The organism is Blastococcus sp. OS1-29 (genome assembly GCF_057628075.1).
The window spans coordinates 160102-178709 of the sequence record NZ_JBXXJK010000007.1; the positions used below are offsets into that span (position 1 = coordinate 160102).

23 protein-coding genes are annotated in these 18608 nt (G+C 73.7%); 17 read left to right on the forward strand and 6 right to left on the reverse strand.

Annotation, left to right across the window (positions count from 1 at the left end; translation table 11 throughout):
- Window positions 1-35: 35 nt before the first annotated feature.
- Entirely contained in the window at window positions 36-1286 is a 1251-nt protein-coding gene (locus AC2H4J_RS18640) for a ribonuclease D (protein ID WP_487466547.1), read from the reverse strand.
- A gap of 66 nt (window positions 1287-1352) precedes the next feature.
- Window positions 1353-1994: a DUF3000 domain-containing protein gene (locus tag AC2H4J_RS18645; RefSeq protein ID WP_487466389.1), complete on the reverse strand. Its 642-nt coding sequence runs from the start codon at window positions 1992-1994 to the stop codon at window positions 1353-1355.
- 116 nt (window positions 1995-2110) lie between these two features.
- Here AC2H4J_RS18645 and hemE point away from each other — a divergent pair, with 116 nt between their 5' ends.
- The 3 genes from hemE (at window position 2111) to hemQ (ending at window position 5562) form a co-directional block, all read left to right on the forward strand.
- On the forward strand, window positions 2111-3154 hold the full coding sequence (gene hemE, locus AC2H4J_RS18650) for a uroporphyrinogen decarboxylase (protein WP_487466390.1): 1044 nt from the start codon (window positions 2111-2113) through the stop codon (window positions 3152-3154).
- Between the two features lie 22 nt (window positions 3155-3176).
- Window positions 3177-4556: a protoporphyrinogen oxidase gene (gene hemG / locus AC2H4J_RS18655; RefSeq protein WP_487466391.1), complete on the forward strand. Its 1380-nt coding sequence runs from the start codon at window positions 3177-3179 to the stop codon at window positions 4554-4556.
- Window positions 4557-4842: 286 nt separating this feature from the next.
- On the forward strand, window positions 4843-5562 hold the full coding sequence (gene hemQ, locus AC2H4J_RS18660) for a hydrogen peroxide-dependent heme synthase (RefSeq protein WP_487466392.1): 720 nt from the start codon (window positions 4843-4845) through the stop codon (window positions 5560-5562).
- Window positions 5563-5632: 70 nt separating this feature from the next.
- Here the strand turns inward: hemQ and msrB are convergent, their stop codons facing one another.
- On the reverse strand, window positions 5633-6049 hold the full coding sequence (msrB, locus tag AC2H4J_RS18665) for a peptide-methionine (R)-S-oxide reductase MsrB (protein ID WP_487466393.1): 417 nt from the start codon (window positions 6047-6049) through the stop codon (window positions 5633-5635).
- 45 nt (window positions 6050-6094) lie between these two features.
- Here msrB and AC2H4J_RS18670 point away from each other — a divergent pair, with 45 nt between their 5' ends.
- Complete coding sequence (locus AC2H4J_RS18670) at window positions 6095-6562, forward strand: hypothetical protein (protein ID WP_487466394.1); 468 nt, start codon at window positions 6095-6097, stop codon at window positions 6560-6562.
- A 62-nt stretch (window positions 6563-6624) separates the two neighbouring features.
- On the opposite strand, the gene AC2H4J_RS18675 is transcribed toward AC2H4J_RS18670, so the two are convergent.
- Complete coding sequence (locus tag AC2H4J_RS18675; protein ID WP_014377016.1) at window positions 6625-6828, reverse strand: cold-shock protein; 204 nt, start codon at window positions 6826-6828, stop codon at window positions 6625-6627.
- 257 nt (window positions 6829-7085) lie between these two features.
- On the opposite strand from AC2H4J_RS18675, the gene AC2H4J_RS18680 reads away from it, so the two are divergent.
- Complete coding sequence (locus AC2H4J_RS18680) at window positions 7086-7340, forward strand: hypothetical protein (RefSeq protein ID WP_487466395.1); 255 nt, start codon at window positions 7086-7088, stop codon at window positions 7338-7340.
- 1 nt (window position 7341) lies between these two features.
- On the opposite strand, the gene AC2H4J_RS18685 is transcribed toward AC2H4J_RS18680, so the two are convergent.
- Window positions 7342-7758 carry a hypothetical protein gene (locus AC2H4J_RS18685; RefSeq protein ID WP_487466396.1) on the reverse strand — a complete coding sequence of 139 codons (417 nt, stop codon included), beginning with the start codon at window positions 7756-7758 and terminating at the stop codon, window positions 7342-7344.
- A gap of 135 nt (window positions 7759-7893) precedes the next feature.
- Here AC2H4J_RS18685 and AC2H4J_RS18690 point away from each other — a divergent pair, with 135 nt between their 5' ends.
- The 12 genes from AC2H4J_RS18690 (at window position 7894) to AC2H4J_RS18745 (ending at window position 17299) form a co-directional block, all read left to right on the forward strand.
- Window positions 7894-8808: a DUF5996 family protein gene (locus AC2H4J_RS18690; protein WP_487466397.1), complete on the forward strand. Its 915-nt coding sequence runs from the start codon at window positions 7894-7896 to the stop codon at window positions 8806-8808.
- Between the two features lie 535 nt (window positions 8809-9343).
- Entirely contained in the window at window positions 9344-11638 is a 2295-nt protein-coding gene (gene mbhE, locus AC2H4J_RS18695; protein ID WP_487466398.1) for a hydrogen gas-evolving membrane-bound hydrogenase subunit E, read from the forward strand.
- On the forward strand, window positions 11635-12108 hold the full coding sequence (locus AC2H4J_RS18700; protein ID WP_487466399.1) for an MnhB domain-containing protein: 474 nt from the start codon (window positions 11635-11637) through the stop codon (window positions 12106-12108). Before mbhE ends, AC2H4J_RS18700 begins: the two co-directional genes overlap by 4 nt.
- On the forward strand, window positions 12105-12491 hold the full coding sequence (locus tag AC2H4J_RS18705) for a sodium:proton antiporter (protein WP_487466400.1): 387 nt from the start codon (window positions 12105-12107) through the stop codon (window positions 12489-12491). Before AC2H4J_RS18700 ends, AC2H4J_RS18705 begins: the two co-directional genes overlap by 4 nt.
- Window positions 12488-13870, forward strand: coding sequence for a complex I subunit 5 family protein (locus AC2H4J_RS18710; RefSeq protein ID WP_487466401.1), 1383 nt, complete (start codon window positions 12488-12490; stop codon window positions 13868-13870). Before AC2H4J_RS18705 ends, AC2H4J_RS18710 begins: the two co-directional genes overlap by 4 nt.
- The gene (locus AC2H4J_RS18715; protein WP_487466402.1) at window positions 13867-14355 is read left to right on the forward strand and encodes a Na+/H+ antiporter subunit E; all 489 of its coding nucleotides are present in this window, start codon (window positions 13867-13869) and stop codon (window positions 14353-14355) included. Before AC2H4J_RS18710 ends, AC2H4J_RS18715 begins: the two co-directional genes overlap by 4 nt.
- 5 nt (window positions 14356-14360) lie before the next feature.
- The gene (locus AC2H4J_RS18720) at window positions 14361-14630 is read left to right on the forward strand and encodes a monovalent cation/H+ antiporter complex subunit F (RefSeq protein WP_487466403.1); all 270 of its coding nucleotides are present in this window, start codon (window positions 14361-14363) and stop codon (window positions 14628-14630) included.
- Window positions 14627-14938, forward strand: coding sequence for a cation:proton antiporter (locus AC2H4J_RS18725; protein WP_487466404.1), 312 nt, complete (start codon window positions 14627-14629; stop codon window positions 14936-14938). Before AC2H4J_RS18720 ends, AC2H4J_RS18725 begins: the two co-directional genes overlap by 4 nt.
- 220 nt (window positions 14939-15158) lie before the next feature.
- A complete protein-coding gene (locus tag AC2H4J_RS18730; protein WP_487466405.1) occupies window positions 15159-15320 on the forward strand; it encodes a hypothetical protein in 162 nt (53 codons plus the stop codon).
- Window positions 15321-15354: 34 nt separating this feature from the next.
- The gene (locus tag AC2H4J_RS18735; protein ID WP_487466406.1) at window positions 15355-15552 is read left to right on the forward strand and encodes an RGCVC family protein; all 198 of its coding nucleotides are present in this window, start codon (window positions 15355-15357) and stop codon (window positions 15550-15552) included.
- A gap of 13 nt (window positions 15553-15565) precedes the next feature.
- Window positions 15566-15880 (forward strand): hypothetical protein, encoded by a 315-nt coding sequence (locus AC2H4J_RS18740; protein ID WP_487466407.1) that lies wholly within the window; start codon window positions 15566-15568, stop codon window positions 15878-15880.
- A 45-nt stretch (window positions 15881-15925) separates the two neighbouring features.
- Window positions 15926-17299, forward strand: coding sequence for an MmgE/PrpD family protein (locus AC2H4J_RS18745; RefSeq protein WP_487466408.1), 1374 nt, complete (start codon window positions 15926-15928; stop codon window positions 17297-17299).
- A 222-nt stretch (window positions 17300-17521) separates the two neighbouring features.
- On the opposite strand, the gene AC2H4J_RS18750 is transcribed toward AC2H4J_RS18745, so the two are convergent.
- Window positions 17522-18586 (reverse strand): DNA polymerase domain-containing protein, encoded by a 1065-nt coding sequence (locus AC2H4J_RS18750; RefSeq protein WP_487466409.1) that lies wholly within the window; start codon window positions 18584-18586, stop codon window positions 17522-17524.
- Window positions 18587-18608 lie beyond the last annotated feature (22 nt).

The following is an 18608-nucleotide window of genomic DNA, read 5'->3' on the forward strand; positions in this document are numbered from 1 at the left end:
GACGGGGCCGCGGCGGGACCCTGCAGCCGGGCCTTTCAGGCCTTGGCGATCGCTTCGGTGAGGACCGCGACCGTCAGCTCGATCTGCCACTCGCGGGCGCCCCCGGCCCGCAGCGCCTCGGTCACCGTCGCGACGTCGCGCGGCTCCGGCGGGCTCCACATGATCCGCCGGACCAGGTCGGGGGAGAGCACGTTCTCCACGGGCACCGAGTGCTTCTCGGAGATCTCGGCGAGTCCGGCGCGGGCGGCCTGCAGCCGGGTGGCCGCGGCCGGGTCGCGGTCGGCCCACCGGTTCACCGGGGGCGGCCCCTCGCCGGGCCGGCTCTGCAGGGGGAGCTGGGCCTCCGGGAGGGCGCGACCGCGGGCGATCGCGTTGAACCAGACCCCCACCAGCCGCCGGTTCGCCCGGCCGCGGAACACCGGCAGCTCCAGCAGCGCGCCCTCGTTCACCGGGTCGGCCTGCACCGCCGAGACCATCGCGGAGTCCGGCAGCACCCGGCCGGGCGCGATGTCGCGCTTGCGGGCCATGTCGTCGCGGGCCTGCCACAGCGAGCGCAGGATGCCCAGCTGCCGGCGGCTGCGCAGACCGTGCACGCCCGAGGTGCGCCGCCAGGGATCGGCCTTCGGTGCGGGCGGTCCGGCGGCGAGGATCGCCTCGAACTCCTGCCGGGCCCAGTCGCTCTTGCCCTGTTCCTCGAGGATGGCCGCGAGCGCATCGCGCAGGTCGACGAGCACCTCCACGTCGAGGGCGGCGTAGACCAGCCATTCCTCGGGCAGCGGACGGGTGCTCCAGTCGGCCGCGGAGTGCCCCTTGACGAGGGAGTAGCCGAGCAGCGACTCGACCACGGCGCCGAGGCCCACCCGGGGCAGGCCGGCGAGGCGGGCGGCGAGCTCGGTGTCGAAGATGCGCCGGGGGACCAGGCCGATCTCGGCGAGGCAGGGCAGGTCCTGGTTGGCGGCGTGCAGCACCCACTCGGCGTCGGCGATCGCGTCCTGGACCACGGACAGGTCCGGCAGCGGGATGGGGTCGAGCAGCCCGGTGCCCGAGCCGTTGCGCCGCAGCTGCACGAGGTAGGCCCGCTGGCCGTAGCGGTATCCGGAGGCGCGCTCGGCGTCGACGGCGACCGGACCGGCGCCGCTCCGCAGCGCCTCGGCGTACTCGACGAGCTGCGTGGACGTCTCGATGACCGGCGGAAGGCCGTCGCGGGGGGCCAGCAGGGGCGTCGGCTCGGGTGCATCCGCCGCAGCCGCGTCGTCCTCCGGCTGGGGAATGGGCTCGGTGCTCAGTTGCCGTCCACCTTCTTGCCGGTCCTCGTCCGTCGGCCGCCGGAGTCCCGACTGGCGGTACCGATGTTAGAGAGTCTCGTTGCCGCTCCGGTCGGAGGGACCCAGGAGGCGCACGCCGGGAGGGGGCAGCCCGGCCGCGTTGCCGAGGACGTCGAGCCACGCCAGCAGGTGGCGATCGAGATGGGTGTCCTCCGCGGTCCAGGAGGCCCGCATCTCGACGTCGACCGAGTGCTCCGGGCCGGCGAGGTCGCCGAACCGGGTGGAGGCGGTGCGGGTGACCGTTCCGCCGACGTTGTGGTGCCCGGCGCCGGCATCGGTCAGGGCGTCGGTCAGCCAGCTCCAGGCGACCTCGGAGAACATGGAGTCGTCGACCAGTTCCTCGTCGGTGGCCGCGGACAGGTAGCCCACGCATCGCGTCGTGCCGTTCCAGGCCTCGTGCCCGTCGGGGTCGAACAGCACGATGAACCGCGCCGTCGCGATCTCGAGGTCGTCGTCGCCGCCGTCCGGGTCCGGCTCGGCGACGGAGGCAGCGACGGCGTGGGCCCACGGCGCCAGTCGCTGCGGAGCCGGGATGTCCTCGAGGACGATCTCGGGCCTCGCGCGGACGCCGGCCAGCGCGTCCAGGGCGGCACGGAACGCGGCCGGGGGTTCGTCCCCGCCCCTGTCCCTGCTTCGGTCCCCGGCGCCGGGCAGGCTGGTGGGCTCCACGTGCGCAGGGTAGGCCGCGGGGTAGCACACCGCGCCCGACGCGCCGCACGTTCCCCGGCCGCGTGTCGCCGGACGGGCCCTCGGCACGGTTCGGCCGTCTGGGAGGATGACTTGTCGTGACTGCCGCTCGCGAGCCTTCCGACTCCGATCTCGTGCGGGCCGCCCGCGGCCTGCCGGTCGGGCGCACCCCTGTCTGGTTCATGCGGCAGGCCGGTCGCTCGCTGCCGGAGTACCGCGCCCTGCGCGCCGGGACGGCGATGCTCGCGGCCTGCCAGGACCCCGACCTGGTCACCGAGATCACCCTGCAGCCGGTGCGCCGGCACGGTGTCGACGCCGCGATCCTGTTCTCCGACATCGTCCTGCCGCTGGTCGTCGCCGGGGTCGACCTGGAGATCAAGCCGGGAATCGGGCCGGTCATCGCGTCCCCGATCCGGTCGGTGGCCGAGGTCGACGCCCTGCCGCCGCTGGAGCCCGAGCGGCTGGATTTCCTGCAGACCGCCGTCCGCCGGCTGGTCGCCGAGCTCGGCCCCACCCCGCTGATCGGCTTCGCCGGGGCGCCGTTCACCCTCGCCACGTACCTGATCGAGGGCGGCCCCTCCAAGGAGCACGCCCGCACCAAGGCCTTCATGTACGCCGAGCCCGAGGCGTGGGGCCGGCTGCTCGACCGGCTCGCGCTGAGCGCCGCGATGTTCCTGCGGGCCCAGGTCGACGCCGGGGCGTCGGCCGTGCAGCTGTTCGACTCGTGGGCCGGCGTGCTCTCGGCCGCCGACTACGCCGAGCGAGTGCTGCCGCACTCGCGCGCGGTGTTCGACGGGTTGGGCGACCGGGGCGTGCCGCGCATCCACTTCGGCGTCGCGACCGGTGAGCTGCTGCCGCTGATCGGGGACGCCGGCGCCGACGTCGTCGGAGTCGACTGGCGGGTGCCCCTGGACGAGGCCGCCCGCCGGGTCGGGCCGGCCCGCTCGCTACAGGGCAACCTCGACCCGGCAGTCCTGCTGGCCGACCGCGCGACCGTCGACCGCGAGGTCCGCCGGGTGGTCGAGCAGGGCCGCGCCGCGCGGGGGCACATCTTCAACCTCGGCCACGGCGTGCTGCCCGACACCGACGCCGGCGTCCTGACCCACGTCGCCGACCTGGTCCACGAGCTGACGACGCGATGACTCTCCCCGCCCGACCCGCCCGATGAGCCGCCTGGTCGTCGTCGGGGCCGGCATCACCGGCCTCGCGGCAGCCTTCGAGTGGCGGCGTCGACGTCCGGACGACGAGATCGTCGTCCTGGAGGCCGCCGACCGGATCGGCGGGAAGCTGCACCGGACCGAGTTGGCCGGCCACTGGTACGACACCGGCCCCGAGGCGGTGCTCGCTCGGGTGCCGGAGGCCGTGCGGCTGATCGAGGACCTTGGCCTCGGGGACCGGCTGGTCGCCCCGGCCACCACCCAGGCCTCGGTGGTCCTGCCCGACGGTCGGCACCGGCTGCCGGGCGGCACGGTGCTCGGGGTGCCCGCCTCGGCCGACGACCTCGAGGGCTTCCTGTCACCCGACGGCGTCGCGCGGGTCCGCGCCGAGGCCTCGCTGCCGCCGCTGCGGCTCGACGGGGACGTCGCCGTCGGCGGCCTGCTGCGCGAGCGGCTGGGCGACGAGGTGGTCGACCGGCTGGTCGAGCCGCTGCTGGGCGGCGTCTACGCCGGCCGGGCCGACGAACTCTCGCTGGCGGCGACGATGCCCGCGCTGGCCGCGCAGCTGCCGGCCGCCGGGTCGGTACTGGCCGCGGCGGCCGCCTCGCGCGATGCCGGCGCCCGGAGCCGGGGGGATGCCGACGGGCCGGTGTTCGCCACCGTCGCCGACGGCATCGGCTCACTGCCGGCAGCCCTGGTGGCCGCGGCCGGCGCCGAGGTCCGGCTCCGCACGCCCACCCACGGCCTCCGGCGGACGACGTCGGGCTTCGAGCTCTCGATCGGGCCGGCCGCGGCGCCGGAGCTGCTGACCGCCGACGCGGTGATCGTCACCGCGCCCGCGCAGAAGGCCTCGCGGTTGCTGGCCGCAGCCGTACCGGGGGCGGTCGAGCCGCTGCAGGGCATCCCGTACGCGTCGATGGCCGTGGTCGCCATGGCCTTCCCGGCCCAGGACGTCGCCGCCGGCTCCGGCCTGCTGGTGCCCCCGGTGACCGGCCGCCTGGTCAAGGGCGTCACGGTGTCGTCGGCCAAGTGGCCGCACCTGGCCGGGCCTCCCGATGGAAGTGGAGCGCTGCTCGTGCGCTCGTCGGTGGGCCGGTTCCGCGACGAGTCCGAGCTCCAGCGCGCCGACGACGACCTGACCGCCGCCGTCGTCGCGGACGTCGCGGACCTGCTGGACCTCTCCCGCCCGGAACCGCTGGAGACGCGGCTGGTGCGGTGGGGTGGGGGATTGCCGCAGTACCTGGTCGGCCATCCGGAGCGGGTCGCGGCGATCCGCTCGGCGGTGGCCGAGGTGCCCGGGCTGGCGATCGCCGGCGCGGCGTTCGAGGGGGTGGGCGTCCCGGCCTGCATCCGGGACGCCCACCGGGCCGTCGAGTCGCTGCTGTGACCGTGGTGGAGCCCACGGTCGACGGCGGGCATGCGTCCCCGCACGTGGCCGTTGGCAACGGGGTGAGCAACTCCCAATCCGTCGTCGGCGCGTCGCCGGCCCGACCCCTCCGTCCCTTCCGATGTCTGCGGCACCGCGCCTGGATGGCCGCCTGCACCGACTGCCGCAGGGCCCACAGCATCAGGATCGCCGAGCGGCACCAGTCCGGCCCGGCCGACTCGTCCCGGTAGGCGGACGTGTCCGACCTCTCGTCCGCGGCTCCGCGGCGACGGACGACAATGAGGTCATGAGCGAGCAGTCGGCGGAACAGCGCAGCATCGGCAAGCGGGCGAACGAACTCAACGCCTCGATCCGGTACACGATGTGGTCGGTGTTCCGATTGGCCCGCCCGCTGCCCGAGGGGGATCGGACCGCCCTGGCCGACGAGGTGCAGGCGCTGGTCGACGAGCTCGCCGGCAAGGACGTCGTCGTCCGTGGGACCTACGACGTCGCCGGCCTGCGGGCCGACGCCGACCTCATGGTCTGGTGGCACGCCGAGACCGCCGACGCGCTGCAGGAGGCCTACGGCCGGCTGCGCCGCACGGCGCTCGGCCGGCACCTGGACCCGGTCTGGTCGCAGATGGCGCTGCACCGGCCGGCGGAGTTCAACAAGAGCCACATCCCGGCGTTCCTGGCCGACGAGCAGCCGCGCCGGTACGTGAGCGTCTACCCGTTCGTGCGGTCCTACGAGTGGTACCTGCTGCCCGACGAGGAGCGCCGCTTCATGCTCGCCGAGCACGGGAAGATGGCGCGCGACTACCCCGACGTCCGGGCCAACACGGTCGCCTCGTTCGCGCTCGGTGACTACGAGTGGATGCTCGCCTTCGAGGCCGACGAGCTGCACCGCATCGTCGACCTCATGCGCGAGCTGCGGGCCGCCACCGCGCGGCGGCACGTCCGCGAGGAGGTCCCGTTCTACACCGGCGTCCGCAAGCCGATCGCGGAACTGGTCGCAGACCTCGCCTGAGAAAGGACCCGCCTGCCCCCCACTGCTCGCACGCTCGCAGCGGGCCCCTGCAGGCGGGCCGTGGAGCGGGTTACTCGGCCGGCGCCAGCTTGATGCTCACCGAGTTGATGCAGTAACGGTCGCCGGTCGGGGTCCGCGGCGCGTCGTCGAACAGGTGCCCGAGGTGGCTGTGGCAGGTGCCGCAGAGCACCTCGGTGCGGATCATGCCGTGGCTGCGGTCCTCGCGGAGGACGACGTTGTCGGCGTCCGACGCCTCATAGAACGACGGCCACCCGCAGTGCGAGTCGAACTTGGTCTCCGACCGGAAGAGCTCGGCGCCGCAGGCGCGGCACTCGTAGACGCCGACGGTCTTGGTGTCGACGTACTCCCCGGTCCAGGGGCGCTCGGTGCCGGCCTGGCGGAGCACCGCGTACTCCTCCGGCGACAGCTGGGCGCGCCACTCCTCGTCGCTCTTGGTGACCTGGGGCTTCTCCTGCGAGGTGGTCATGTCCCCCACGGTACGACCGTCCGGCGACTGGGCGAGACTGGGACGGTGACGACGTCCCCGAACGAGCTGCTGCCCGATGCCTGGTTCACGCGTGACCTGCCGGTGCTGCGGGCCATCGCGCGGCTGGTCGACAGCTCCGAGCACGGGAACTCGCCGTACCTGCTCGGGGCGGTGGTCCCGGCGAGCGGCCTGCCGAAGGCCGAGGTCATCGCGGCGGCGCAGGCCCTCGCGTCGGCCGGCTACATCGAGCCGCTGACCAACCACAACGGCGACATCGTGCGCATCACCGCGATCTCGGCGGAGGCCCGGCGTCTCGCCGGGCTCTGGCCGACGCCGCAGGGGGAGTGGGAGCGGCTGCTCGAGCAGCTGTCGACCCGGGCGCAGAACGCGCCGACGCAGGTGGAGCGCGACCGCTGGCGGGCCTTCGCCGAGGCGGCGGGCGCCGTCGGCGAGCACGACGGCGCGCTGCTGATGTCGGCGCTCATCGGCGGTTACGTCCCCCGCAAGCGATAGCCCCGCAGACGACAGCGCCCCCGCCCGGAGTTCCGGGCGGGGGCGCTGTGCTGATCAGGAGATCAGAGCGGGGTGACGTTCGCAGCCTGCGGGCCCTTCTGGCCCTGCTCGATGTCGAACGCGATCCGCTGGCCTTCATCGAGCGAGCGGTACCCGCTGGACTGGATGGCCGAGTAGTGGACGAAGACGTCCGGTCCGCCACCGTCGGGGGTGGCGAAGCCGAACCCCTTCTCAGCGTTGAACCACTTCACTGTTCCTTCGGGCATTGCTCGCTCCTTGCTGAGGTCGTGCATCGGGGTCCTGCCATAGCGCAGGGCCTTCCCGACGCGACCAGCCTAGTCACACATGGCCCTCGCGGAACAGCACACCGGGCGCTCGACCCGTCCGGGCGGACGACGTCGAGGGAGTGGCTGAGCGGTCTTGCGGAATTCCTGCGGCAATCTCGGCGGCCCCGTGCGGCCGGTTCCGGAGAGTTCTCCCCAGCCGGGAGCCCCCGGCGTCCGCCGCATCAGGAGAAGCCACCATGACGATCGCCGTTGACCGCACCGCCCGCTTCGTGGCCTTCGCGGATGCCGCGCCCGTCGTCCTGTCGCCGGTCGCCCTGCGCGACGTCGAGGACCTGCACGACGCCGACCTCGACCTGGTCCTGGCCGACCGGCTCGCCGACGCCTACGACGCGGCGGACGTCGCGAACGCGCTCGCCCGGCTGCTCGGGGGGACCCCCGCGGCGCGGACGGTGCACGACCTCGGCGACCGGGCCGCGCGACTGGCCCGCTGACTCAGAGCTGCGGGCCGGGTTCCTCGGGGAACGGCCGGCTGCGCACGCTCGACGTGTAGTAGGTACCGGACGGCGGTGCGGTCACCCTGGCCGCGGGCAGCGCGAGCGGCTCGGGGCGCCAGGAGCGGACGCCGATCGGTGCGTCGTCCCAGACGACCTCGGCCTCCTCGTCCCTGGCCTCCGCGGCGAGCCGCAGCCGCTCCTCGTGCCAGGCGCGCAGCGCCGGGCCCCAGCGCTCGCGGCCCAGGTCGTACGCGACGACGAGCGCGATGCAGACCACGATGGCGAGGAAGGCGTCGGTGAGGGCCTCGGCCACGTCCAGCGGGGTGATCTGCGGCCAGCCGACCTTCTCCAGCTGGTTGCCGACGATCTCGATGGCGACGTACAGCACGCCGTACACCAGGAACGAGACCCTCATGCCCGCTGGATCGACCGGCGGGGGCCTCGGCTGGAGCGTCAGCGGCGCCCAGCGGCCCGCGCGTCACCCGATCGGGTGAACACCCGGGCGGTCGGACCGTGACCCCGGTGGCGCCGTCGCCGCTAGCCTGCCGGCATGACCGAGCGGTGGGCCGCCGTCGACTACGACCGCTGGCGCGCCACCTGCGACACGCTGCACGCGCACACCCAGGTGCTCGGCAAGCTGGCCGTCGCCCTGGCGTCGCCGGAACCGCAGCTCGCCCACGCGGCGTTGCGGCTGACCGCCCGCGGCTGGGAGACGCCGCTCCTGCCGGCGCCCGACGGCTCCGGCGCCGTGGTCGTGGCCCTCGACCTCCGCGCCCACGAGGCCGTCGTCGAGCACACCACCGGCGCGACCGTGCGGATCCCGCTCACCCCGGACCGGCCGGTCGGAGCGGTGACCCGGGACGTGCTCGCGGCGGTCGGCCGCCTCTGCGGCCCGGTGCGGATCAGGACCGACCCGCAGGAGGTGCCGTGGGCCGTTCCGCTGGACGAGGACGACGAGCACGCCACCTACGAGTCCGAGCGCGTCACCGACTACTTCGGGGCGGCGACGCGGGCGGCCCTGGTGCTCGCCCGGTTCCGCGCCCCGTACCGCGGTCGCTCGACGCCGGTGTCGGCCTGGTGGGGCGCGTTCGACCTCGCCGTCACCCTCTTCTCCGGAGCGCCGGCCGAGCCGCCGTCCACCGACTTCATCGTCCGCAACTCCGCCGACGCGCAGGCGGTGTCCGTCGGCTGGTGGCCCGGCGACGACCGGCACCCGACAGCAGCCTTCTACGCCTACGCCCATCCGGCCCCGGCCGGGTTCGCGTCCGCCGATCTGTCGCCGGGCCGGTGGGACGACGTCCTGGGCGAGTACGTGCTCGAGGACGACGACCTCCGCCGATCAGCCGATCCCGACCAGGTTGCCCTGGACTTCCTCCGGCGGGTGTTCCGGCACGCGTGCGCCGTCTGCGACTGGGACCAGGCGCTGGCCGCTTCCGCGGAGGGGCGTCCGCCGCCGGTCCGCTGAGGACTTCGGTCGGCCCGGCGGCCGGCTGCGGACGGTCGCCGGATTGCCGGGTCTCGTCGGGGATTGCCGGGGGTCGGCACATCACCCGCCGGAGCAACGGGCGATAGCGCCAGAGGAGCAGGCCCGACATCGCGACGGCGAGGAGCGGCAGCCCGATGGTCCGCAGCTGGAAGAGCACCAGGAAGATGGCGGCCCAGAGGCCTGCGACCAGCGGAGCCGGTGCGTCGTCCAGGTTCCGGGGCCCGGCCTCCTGGGGCTGGGCCCCGGCCCGCCGCCCGAGGGCCCGCTGTTCGGAAACGCTGAGCATGGCTGCACCTCCTGATTTCCCCCTCGACTCTCCCCGGGGAAGTCGCGAGAGGATAGGGCAGGCGTCGGAGGCATCCCGCGCGTCGCTTTGCCGGTTGTCGGCAATCGGAGGGCGGTACCCGTCGGCCTGGCATGATCGCGTGGGACGCAGATTCGCGGGGGCATGCCGGGGTATCCCCGGCGCGATCCGTGCCGCCGGACGCCACGGCCGACGACCGGAGGGAGCCAGGTGCGGAGCTCCGACAGCCAGCTCGCCGACGAGGCGCCGGTGCGAACGCCCCACCGAGCCGACTGGCCGGGGTGGCTGTCGTGCGCCGTCGCGGTGGTGCTGTTCGTCGGCTGCCTGATCGGCTGGACCTCGGGCGGCGGCAGCTGGTCGGTGCCCTGGGCGCCGTCGCTGGACCTGCACCTGAGCTTCTCCCTCGACGGGCTGGGCGCGCTGTACGCGTTGCTGGCCACGGGGGTGGGCGCCCTGGTGTTCGCCTACGGCACCGCCTACCTGCGGCTGCACCTCGCGCACCAGGGCCGGGACGTGCGCGAGCGGTGGCGGTTCTGGCCGTGGATGGCGCTGTTCGCGGTCGCCATGGTCGGGCTGGCCATGGCGCAGGACCTCGTCCTGCTCTTCCTCTTCTTCGACCTGACCGCGGTCTGCTCCTACTTCCTCATCGGGTTCGACCGCGCCGAGACCGAGGCCCGGCGATCCGCGCTGATGGCCCTGCTGGTCACCGTCGTCAGTGCCGTGGCGCTGCTGATCGGCGCGGTCCTGCTCTACGTCGACTACGGCACGTTCTCGATCCCGGAGCTGCTCGTCCGCGTGCAGCCGGGGACGACGACCACGGTCGCGGGTGCGCTGATCGCGGTGGCGGCGCTGGCCAAGAGCGCCCAGGTGCCGCTGCACTTCTGGCTGCCCAAGGCGATGGCCGCCCCCACCCCGGTGTCGGCGTACCTCCACTCGGCGGCGATGGTCGCGGCCGGCGTCCTCGTGCTCGGCCGGGTGCACCCCCTGCTGGCGCGCAGCGAGGCCGTGCTCACCGGGCTGCTGGTCGTCGGTGGCCTCTCGATCGTCGTGGGCGGCGTGCTCGCGCTCGGCCAGGACGTGCTGAAGCAGGTGCTGGCCTACTCGACGATCTCGCAGTACGGCTACGTGGTGGTGCTGTACGGCATCGGCGGAGCCTCCGCGAGCGGTGCGGCGGCGTTCTACGTGCTGGCGCACGGCGTGGCGAAGAGCGCGCTGTTCATGACCGCGGGCGCCGTCACGTCGGCGACGGGGGAGGACCGGCTGTCCCGGCTCGGCGGGCTGGGCCGCCGGATGCCGCTGCTGGCCGCGTCCGCCGGGGTGGCCGCGGCCAACCTGGCCGGGCTGCCGCTCACGGTGGGCTTCTTCAAGGACGAGCTGTTCTTCGACGCGGCGCACGGAGGCGGCCCCTGGACGACGGTGCTCGGCGTGCTGGCCGCGGGCCTGACGCTCGGCTACATCGGCCGGTTCTGGAAGCTGCTGTTCCTCGGGCGCGCCGGCGCGGCCCCGGAGCCCGTACCGGCGCTGCTCACCGCCCCGGTGGCCGTCCTCGCGGTGATCAGCGTGGCCGGCGGGCTCGTGGCGCGGCCGTTCGCCGCGCTGGCCGAGGACGCCGGGAGCGTCAGCCAGGGCGCCCCCGTGACGCTCTCGCCCGGCTACCACCTCGCACTCTCGCCCGTCACCCTGATGACCCTGGGCGCCTGGGTGCTCGGCGGGCTGCTGATCGGGCTGCCGGGGGCGCCGGGCCGCGGCTCGGCCGTGCTGGCGCAGGCCGGGAACCGGCTGGGACCGCTGCGGGTCTACACCCGGTCGCTGCGGCTGCTGTTCCGCGTCTCCGGCGCCGTCCACGACCGGGAGGTGCGCGACCTGCGCACCAGCATCGCCGCCGTGCTCGTGCCGGCCGGTGTGCTCACGGTCCTGGCGTTCCTGGTCACCCCGACCGTGGGCCAGTTCACCGTCGGCACGCTGCGGGGCAGCGACTGGCTGGTCGTGCCGCTGCTGGCACTGGTCGTGGTGGCGAGCGTCGTGTCGGCCAGGTCGGTCGCGCGGCTGGGCATGGTGCTCGCCCTGTCGGTGGTCGGCTTCGCGCTCTCGGGCGTCTACGCGCTGCTGGGAGCCCCGGACATCGCGCTGGTGTCGGTGCTGGTCGAGACGACGATCACGCTGGTCTTCCTGGCCGCGCTGGCGCGGCTGCCCCAGGCGAGCCCTGCCGTGGACCGATTCCTGCCCCGGCCGCAGGCGCCGGAGCGCCGCGGCCGCAGGGTGGGGGCCGGCATCCTCGCGGGACTGGCCGCGTTCGCCACCGTCTGGGGTTTCCTCTCCGCCCCGACCAAGGCACCGAGCATCGCCGAGGACTTCCTCCGGCTCGCCCCCACGGCCCACGGTAAGGACGTCGTCACCGTGATCATCACCGACTTCCGCGGCCTGGACACCCTCGGGGAGATCACCGTGCTGCTCATCGCCGGCGTCGCGGTCGCCACCCTGCTGCGCAAGGGCAGGCTGTGGTGAGCCGCCCGGACACGGTGCTGCGCGAGGTGGCCCGCGTGCTGTGGGGACCGAGCCTGGTCGTCGCGTTCGGTCTGATGGCGAAGGCGTACGCGGAGGTCGGTGACGGGTTCGCGGCCGGGGTGGTCGTCGCGCTGGTGATCGCGCTGTTCTACGTCGCGCTGGGTGCCGAGGGTGCCGAACGGGCCCTCCCGTTCCTGCGGTTCGCCCCCTGGCTCATGGTGGGCGGGCTCGTGCTGGCGCTGGTCGTCGGCTTCTTCCCGCTCCTGCTGGGCGAACCGCCGTTCACCCACCACCCGGGTCCGGGGGAGCACATCGCCACCGTCGGGACGCTCGAGCTGTTCACCCCGTTCGCGTTCGACCTCGGGGTGTTCCTCCTCGTGCTCGGCGTGCTGACCGTGCTCCTGCACCAGCTCGCCGATCCCGACAGCGAGGCCGGCGAGGCGCTGCCCGACAGCGAGGGACGCCGATGATCCTCGCGTTCGCGGCAGCCGCCGCCGTCCTGTTCGGCACCGGCGCCTACCTGCTGCTGGAGCGCGACCTCCTGCGCGTCGTCGGTGGCATCGCGCTCATCTCGCAGGCGACCGCCCTCACCCTGATCGGGGCCGGCCTCAGCCGCGGGCGGGCGCCGATCGCCCCGGACCCGGCCCATCCGGTCAGCGATCCGGTGCCGCAGGCGCTCGTCCTCACCGCACTGGTCATCGGCCTGGCCACCCTGGCGCTCCTGCTCGCCCTGGTGCACCGGGTCGTCGTCGTCGTCCGGACGGCGCACCGCGAGGAGCTGGCCGCCCAGGAGACCGAGCACTCCGAGACCCTCGAGAGCGACCAGCAGCGCGACCGGGACGAAGCCGCATGACCCTGCTGGCGACAAGTCTGCTGGTGCCCTGGGCGGCCGGCGCGCTGCTCGTCGTGCTCGACGGACGCCGCCGGAGGGTGGCCTGGCTCGGGGTCGCCGCCCTGGCCGCGGCCCTGGTGCTGCTCGCCGTCCTCACCGTGCGCGTGGTCACGTCCGGGCCGCAGGAGCTCGTGACCGGCGGGTGGCCGGCCGGCATCGGCATCATGCTGCGCGCCGACGCACTCGGGGCGGCGTTCGCGGTCGTGTCCGTGCTCGTGCTGCTGGTCGCGGCGGCGCACGAGGCGGTCGCCGGCACGCGGGCGCGCACCTTCCCCGGTCTGCTGGTCCTGCTCGCGGCGGGGCTGATCGGCCTGTTCCTCACCGCCGACCTGTTCAACTTCTACGTCTTCTTCGAGATCTCCATGACCGCCTCGTACGCGCTCACCGCGTACGGGGGAGCGGTCCGCCAGCTGCGCGCGGCGCTGGTCTTCGCGGCGGTGAACCTGCTCGGCTCGTTCATCTTCCTGATGTCGGTGGCCGGCACGTACCACATCACCGGCGCCCTCGGCATGGACGACGTGGCCGCCCGGATGCCGGCGGTCGGCGCCAACGCGGGACTGCTCGTCGCCGTCGGCTTCTTCGTCGCGTTCAGCGTCAAGCTGGGCCTGTTCCCGTTCCACTTCTGGCTGCCGACCGTGTACTCCGGCAGCCGGCCCGCGGTCGCGGCGGTGCTGAGCGGGGCGGTGGCCAACATCGGGGGGTACGGGCTGCTCCGCTTCGGCGGCGGCCTGTTCCCCGAGCAGCTGCAGCTGGCGGCGGGGGCGCTGATCGTGCTGGGTGCGGCGTCGATCGTCTACGGCGCCGTGCTGGCGACGTCCCGGGGCGACACCGCGGAGACCCTCGCCTACTCCGCCATCGGCCAGGTGGGCTACGTGCTGGTCGCGCTGGGCGTCGGCGGCGCCGTGGGCTTCACGGCCGCGGTCCTGTACACGCTGGTCAACGCGCTGAACAAGGGGTTGCTGTTCCTGGCCGCCGAACTGCGCGGCCGGTTCGTCGCCGCGGCGTTCGTGATCGGGGCGCTGAGCGTCGCCGGGGTGCCCCCCGCTGTCGGGTTCCTGGGCAAGCTGGAGCTGTTCCGGACCGCGGTGACCGGCGGCGGTGTCGTCCTCGTCGTGCTGCTGCTGGTCGGCAGCGCGCTGTCGCTGGTCTACATGTTCCAGACCTACCAGCGGACGTTCTGGCGGGGGAGCGAAGCCGGAGCAGGGACGGCGACCGCGCTCCCCGGCCGGCTGATCGTCGCCGCGCTGGGGGTCGTCGTCCTCGGCCTGGGGTTGTGGCCCGAGCCGCTGCTGGCGCTGAGCCAGCGCGCCGCCGACGTCCTGACAGGGGGGCACGGATGATCGCTGCACTGAGTCGCGTCGTCGCGCTCGTCGCGGTCTACCTGTTGGTACTGACCAGCGCGGCGCCCGGCGACGTCCTCGTCGGAACGGTGCTCGCCGTCGCGATCGTCGGGGCCGGTTACCGCGTCCGGCGCCCCGATCCGCCGCCGGCCGGCACCACGCCGCTGCGGCGGCTGATGGGCGTCCCGGCCCTCGTGGGCGGCACGCTGCTGGACATGGCCCGTGCCTCCTGGCAGGTCTCGCTCTGCTGCCTGCGCGGACGGCTGCCGGGGCCGGGCCTGGTCTCGGTGCCCATCGGTCCGCACGCCGGCTCGGCGGCCGCGTGGGGGGTCCGGGTGGGACTGTCGCCGGACACCATCGTCGTCGAGGTCGACGAGCAGCGCGGCGAGCTGCTGCTGCACGTGCTCGACGCCCGCGACCCGGACGCCGTGCGCCGGGAGCAGCTGGATTCCTACGAGCGGCGCCAGCGCCGGGTCTTCCCCTGATCGCCGTGGCTGACTGGCTCCTCGTCGCCGCCCTGGTCTGGGTCACGCTGCTGCTCGTGGCCGGGGGACTGGTGCTGCTCCGGGCGCGGGACGCCGTCCAGCGCCTCGTCGCGATGGACCTGCTGGCCGTGCTGGTCATCGCGCTGCTCGCGCTGCTGTCCTACCTGCTCGACCAGCCCTACTACTTCGACGCCGCGGTGGCGCTCGCGCTGCTCTCGCTCGTCTCCACGGTCGCGGCCGCGCGCTACCTGTCGTCGGGAGGTCCGTTCGAATGATCTCGGTCGTGCTGGACGTCGTCGGGACGGCGCTGCTGATCCTCGGCCTGGTGCTGCTGACGATCAGCCTCGTCGGTCTGCTGCGCCTGAAGGACACTCTCAGCCAACTGCACGCGCAGGGGCTGGCCACGGGACCCGGCGTGATCGCCGTCCTCGCCTCCTCGGTCGCGACCGAGAACGCGGCCGTCATCACGTTCGCGGCGCTCGGCATCGCCTTCGTGGTGCTGACCTCACCGGCGTCCGGACACGCGATGGCCAAGGCGGCACACCGCCGCACCGCCCGCGACGAGGGGCCGGACGGGCCCTGACCCACCGCGGCCACGGTCGGGGGGCTTCTTGCCGCCAATCGGCAACGAACTGCTGCAGGCGAGCCCGATCTGATCGCCCCCGCTGCAGATGGTGCCGGAGGCTTTGCCGGGCCTCGGAAGAGTCGTCGTCGTCGATCCTTCCGGCCGGAGGCGTGGTGGAGGGAACGTTCCGGAGGCATGGTGGGGGTGACCCACAGCCGAAGGAAAAAGGAGCAGACACATGCAGGCGACTCTCGTCAGGCCGGCAACGACCGAGCCCGCACAGGTCCTCGCCGAGTTGTTCGTGGCCCCTCCGGCCCAGCGTCGAACCGCGCGGATCGACATCGTCGAGGAATGGGGCATGCAGTCCTTCCCGGCCAGCGACCCACCGGCGAACTGGTGACCTCCCTGCACCCGTTGTCGACGAAGGAGACCCGATGACAGTCATCGCCCCGGCGGCGCCCCGCACCGGCCCGCACGAGCGGACACCGGTCGCCCAGCCCGCCCCCAGCACGCCGCCGGCATGTGGGGCGTGCCCGCATCCCGAAGCCGAACACGACACCATCGCGCTGCGGTTCTGCCGGGCGACCCTGGCCGGTGCGCTGGACCGAGGCTGCGTCTGCCCGACAGCCTGATGCCGGCGGCCTGATGGGCACGGCCGGTTGCGCACAGGCTGATCAGGAGGGTTCCCGCGGCGCCCTCCGCTGGGCGCGGCTGGGCTGCGCCAAGCAGGTAGTGCCCCATCCGCTGCATGCGGAGGGCGCGGCCGGCGGTGATGCGGGGCACCTGCCGCAGCGCGGCCTCGCCGCGCTCGACCAGCTCGGGCTCGACCGCGTCCATGAGCCGCCGGTGGATGTCGCGCACCGCCGTGCGCAGCACGGTGAGGATCGCCACGGTGATCAGCAGCCCGACGATGGGGTCGGCCAGGGGAGGCCGGCGGGCGTTGACAGTGGACAGAACTAGGTTGGTCTTGCAGCGGAGTGCCACGACATGAGGGGCGCAAGGACGATGACGACGACCCAAGACATGCCTGGCGGCTTGACCGGCGGCAGGTGCGAGGCCTTGCTCGCCGAGGTCGTCTCCTCACCGCCCACCTGGAGCCAGCGAGCGGTCGAACTGGCCTGGCAGGGTCTTCAGGACACCCTCGCCGTGGCGGTCGCCGCCCGCGCGGAGGAGCAGACCCGGGTCGCTCGCGTCTCGCTGGACCTCGCGCCGGCGGCACCTCCCGGCACCTTGCTGGCGGAGCCGGGGGTGGGTCCGCTCGACGCCGCCTTCCTGGTCGGCGTCATGGCGCACGCGCTCGACTGGGACGACTACATGCACCCGATGCACGGGCACTGCAGCTCGGTCCTGCTGGGCGCGACCTGGCCCCTGCTGGCCGCCGAGGGCCGCGGCGCCGAGGATCTGCTCGACGCGTACCTGACCGGGTACCAGGTTGACTACCTGGTCAGCCTGGTGATGTCGCACGGTCACTACTACTCGGGCTGGCACGCCACCTCGACCGTCGGCGCCGTCGGCGCGGCGGCTGCCGCGGCCCGCGCGATGGGCCTGGACCGGGTCAGGTCGGGACATGCGCTGGGCATTGCCGCATCCGCGGCGGCCGGGCTGCGCGCAAACTTCGGCACCATGACCAAGGCGGTGCACGCCGGCAATGCGACCCGCGCGGGCGTGCATGCAGCGCTGCTGGCGCGCGCCGGCGCCGAGTCCTCGGCCGCCTGGCTGTTCGCGCCCCGCGGCATGGCCGCCGTGATGCACGGCGACCACGGGTCCGCCGACGGTGCGCGGCTGCTGGCCGACGCCGTGGCCACCGGCGAGCACGGCATCGAGACGGCCTGGGGGCTGGCCCAGAAGCCGTACTCCTGCTGCGGTAGCTGCCACGCCGTGATCGACGCGCTGCTCGCCGCCGTCGTCGAGGACGACATCGCCGCTGGCGACATTCTCCGCATCGAGCTCCACGTCGACGCGGTCGTGCCCACCGTGATGCCCGAGCCCGTCGCCACCGATTCGTACGCCGCGCGCTACTGCCTGCCGTGGGTCGGCGCGGCCGCGGCTACGGACCGCGCGCTCGGGCCGGCCCAGTTCACCGAGCAGGCGCTCGTCCGGCCGGACCTGGCGGCGATGGTAGAGAAGGTCGCCGTGGTACCTGACCTGGAGACGACGGCTGAGGACCGCTACGCAGGTCGGGCCGTCGTACTCACCTCGAGCGGCGTCAGCGAGCGCACGGTCCGCCACGCGCTGGGACACCCAGCGAACCCGATGACGGCCCAGCGGCGCACGGCGAAGGTCGAGGAGGCGCTGACCTTCGGGCTGCCGGCCGAGCGCGTCGCCGAGGTGGCCGCGCTGGTGCGGGACTTGCCGGGCATCGCCCGGCTACCGCACTGACCCGTATGTCGCAGTTCGTAGGCGTCTTCGATCGATGACGCTTGCCTTGTCACCTGCTCCGGGGTCTCTGGTGCGAGATCGTGTAGGCACACAACTCCAGGCGTGTCCTCGACAAGCCCTGTCGACGCGGCCGCGCACTTCGAGTGCCTCGTGGACTCCGTCGACGGTCATCGGCCCGCGCAACCCGAGCAGCAGCTTCGGTGAGCTCGCCCAGGCGTGAACTCAGGTCTCGTCGCTGCTCGGACGCCTAGCGCGGCTCGGCTGGACGCGCATCGGCTCGCCGGGCATCTTCGGGTAGTCCGGCGGCCACGGCATCTCGCCCAGGCCCTCCCGCGCCTGGCGCTCCACCAGCTCCAGCAGTGGCTCGATCGAGAAGGCGTGGTCGGCCATGCCGGCGTGCTTGTCGCCGACCTCGCGGAACCGGTCGGGCATGGTCAGCACGTCGAAGTCGAACGGGGAGACGTCGGGCAGCTCGTCCCAGTCCAGCGGCGCCGAGACGGGAGCGTGCGGCTTGGGCCGGATGGAGTACGCCGAGGCGATCGTGCGGTCCCGGGCCATCTGGTTGTAGTCGATGAAGATCTTCTCGCCGCGCTCCTCCTTCCACCAGTTCATGGTCACGCGGTCGGGGAGGCGCCGCTCCAGTTCGCGGCCGAAGGCGATGACCGCGCCGCGCACCTGCTGGAAGGTCCACCGCGGCTGGATCGGCACGTAGATGTGCACCCCGCGGCCGCCGGAGGTCTTGGGCCAGCCCTCCATGCCCATCTCGTGCAGCAGTTCCCGCACGTGCAGGGCGACCCACACGGCGTCGGAGAAGTCGGTGCCCGGCTGCGGGTCGAGGTCGATGCGGATCTGGTCGGGGGACTCGACGTCGCCCTTCGAGACCGGCCACGGGTGGAAGGTCAGCGTGCCGAGGTTGGCGCACCACGCGACCACGGCCACCGAGTCGGGCGCGATCTCGTCCGCCGTCCGCCCGCTGGGGAACGTGATGTGCGCCGTCGGCACCCACTCGGGCGCGTTCTTCGGCACTCGCTTCTGGTAGAACGCGTCGCCGGTGTTGTCGACGCGGGTGGAGATGCGGGCGCCCTCGAACACCCCGCCGGGCCAGCGCTCGAGCGTCGTCGGCCGGTCCCGCAGGGCGTTCAGGATGCCCGGACCCACCGACACGAAGTACTCGACGACGTCGATCTTCCGGATGCCCCGGTCGCCGAAGTACGGCTTCTCCGGATTGGAGACGCGCACCTCGTGCCCGTCGATGTCCAGGACGACGGCGTCCTTGCTGCTGGCCATGGCGAATTCCTACCCGACGCGG

Excerpts from the sequence above, each read along its gene's own strand:
- hemG (WP_487466391.1), top strand. The coding sequence starts at position 3,177 with ATGAGCCGCCTGGTCGTCGTCGGGGCCGGCATCACCGGCCTCGCGGCA.
- hemQ (WP_487466392.1), top strand. The coding sequence starts at position 4,843 with ATGAGCGAGCAGTCGGCGGAACAGCGCAGCATCGGCAAGCGGGCGAAC.
- msrB (WP_487466393.1), bottom strand. The coding sequence starts at position 6,049 with ATGACCACCTCGCAGGAGAAGCCCCAGGTCACCAAGAGCGACGAGGAG.
- AC2H4J_RS18675 (WP_014377016.1), bottom strand. The coding sequence starts at position 6,828 with ATGCCCGAAGGAACAGTGAAGTGGTTCAACGCTGAGAAGGGGTTCGGC.
- AC2H4J_RS18680 (WP_487466395.1), top strand. The coding sequence starts at position 7,086 with ATGACGATCGCCGTTGACCGCACCGCCCGCTTCGTGGCCTTCGCGGAT.
- AC2H4J_RS18685 (WP_487466396.1), bottom strand. The coding sequence starts at position 7,758 with ATGAGGGTCTCGTTCCTGGTGTACGGCGTGCTGTACGTCGCCATCGAG.
- AC2H4J_RS18690 (WP_487466397.1), top strand. The coding sequence starts at position 7,894 with ATGACCGAGCGGTGGGCCGCCGTCGACTACGACCGCTGGCGCGCCACC.
- AC2H4J_RS18705 (WP_487466400.1), top strand. The coding sequence starts at position 12,105 with ATGATCCTCGCGTTCGCGGCAGCCGCCGCCGTCCTGTTCGGCACCGGC.
- AC2H4J_RS18710 (WP_487466401.1), top strand. The coding sequence starts at position 12,488 with ATGACCCTGCTGGCGACAAGTCTGCTGGTGCCCTGGGCGGCCGGCGCG.
- AC2H4J_RS18715 (WP_487466402.1), top strand. The coding sequence starts at position 13,867 with ATGATCGCTGCACTGAGTCGCGTCGTCGCGCTCGTCGCGGTCTACCTG.
- AC2H4J_RS18725 (WP_487466404.1), top strand. The coding sequence starts at position 14,627 with ATGATCTCGGTCGTGCTGGACGTCGTCGGGACGGCGCTGCTGATCCTC.
- AC2H4J_RS18730 (WP_487466405.1), top strand. The coding sequence starts at position 15,159 with ATGCAGGCGACTCTCGTCAGGCCGGCAACGACCGAGCCCGCACAGGTC.
- AC2H4J_RS18735 (WP_487466406.1), top strand. The coding sequence starts at position 15,355 with ATGACAGTCATCGCCCCGGCGGCGCCCCGCACCGGCCCGCACGAGCGG.
- AC2H4J_RS18740 (WP_487466407.1), top strand. The coding sequence starts at position 15,566 with ATGGGCACGGCCGGTTGCGCACAGGCTGATCAGGAGGGTTCCCGCGGC.
- AC2H4J_RS18745 (WP_487466408.1), top strand. The coding sequence starts at position 15,926 with ATGACGACGACCCAAGACATGCCTGGCGGCTTGACCGGCGGCAGGTGC.
- AC2H4J_RS18750 (WP_487466409.1), bottom strand. The coding sequence starts at position 18,586 with ATGGCCAGCAGCAAGGACGCCGTCGTCCTGGACATCGACGGGCACGAG.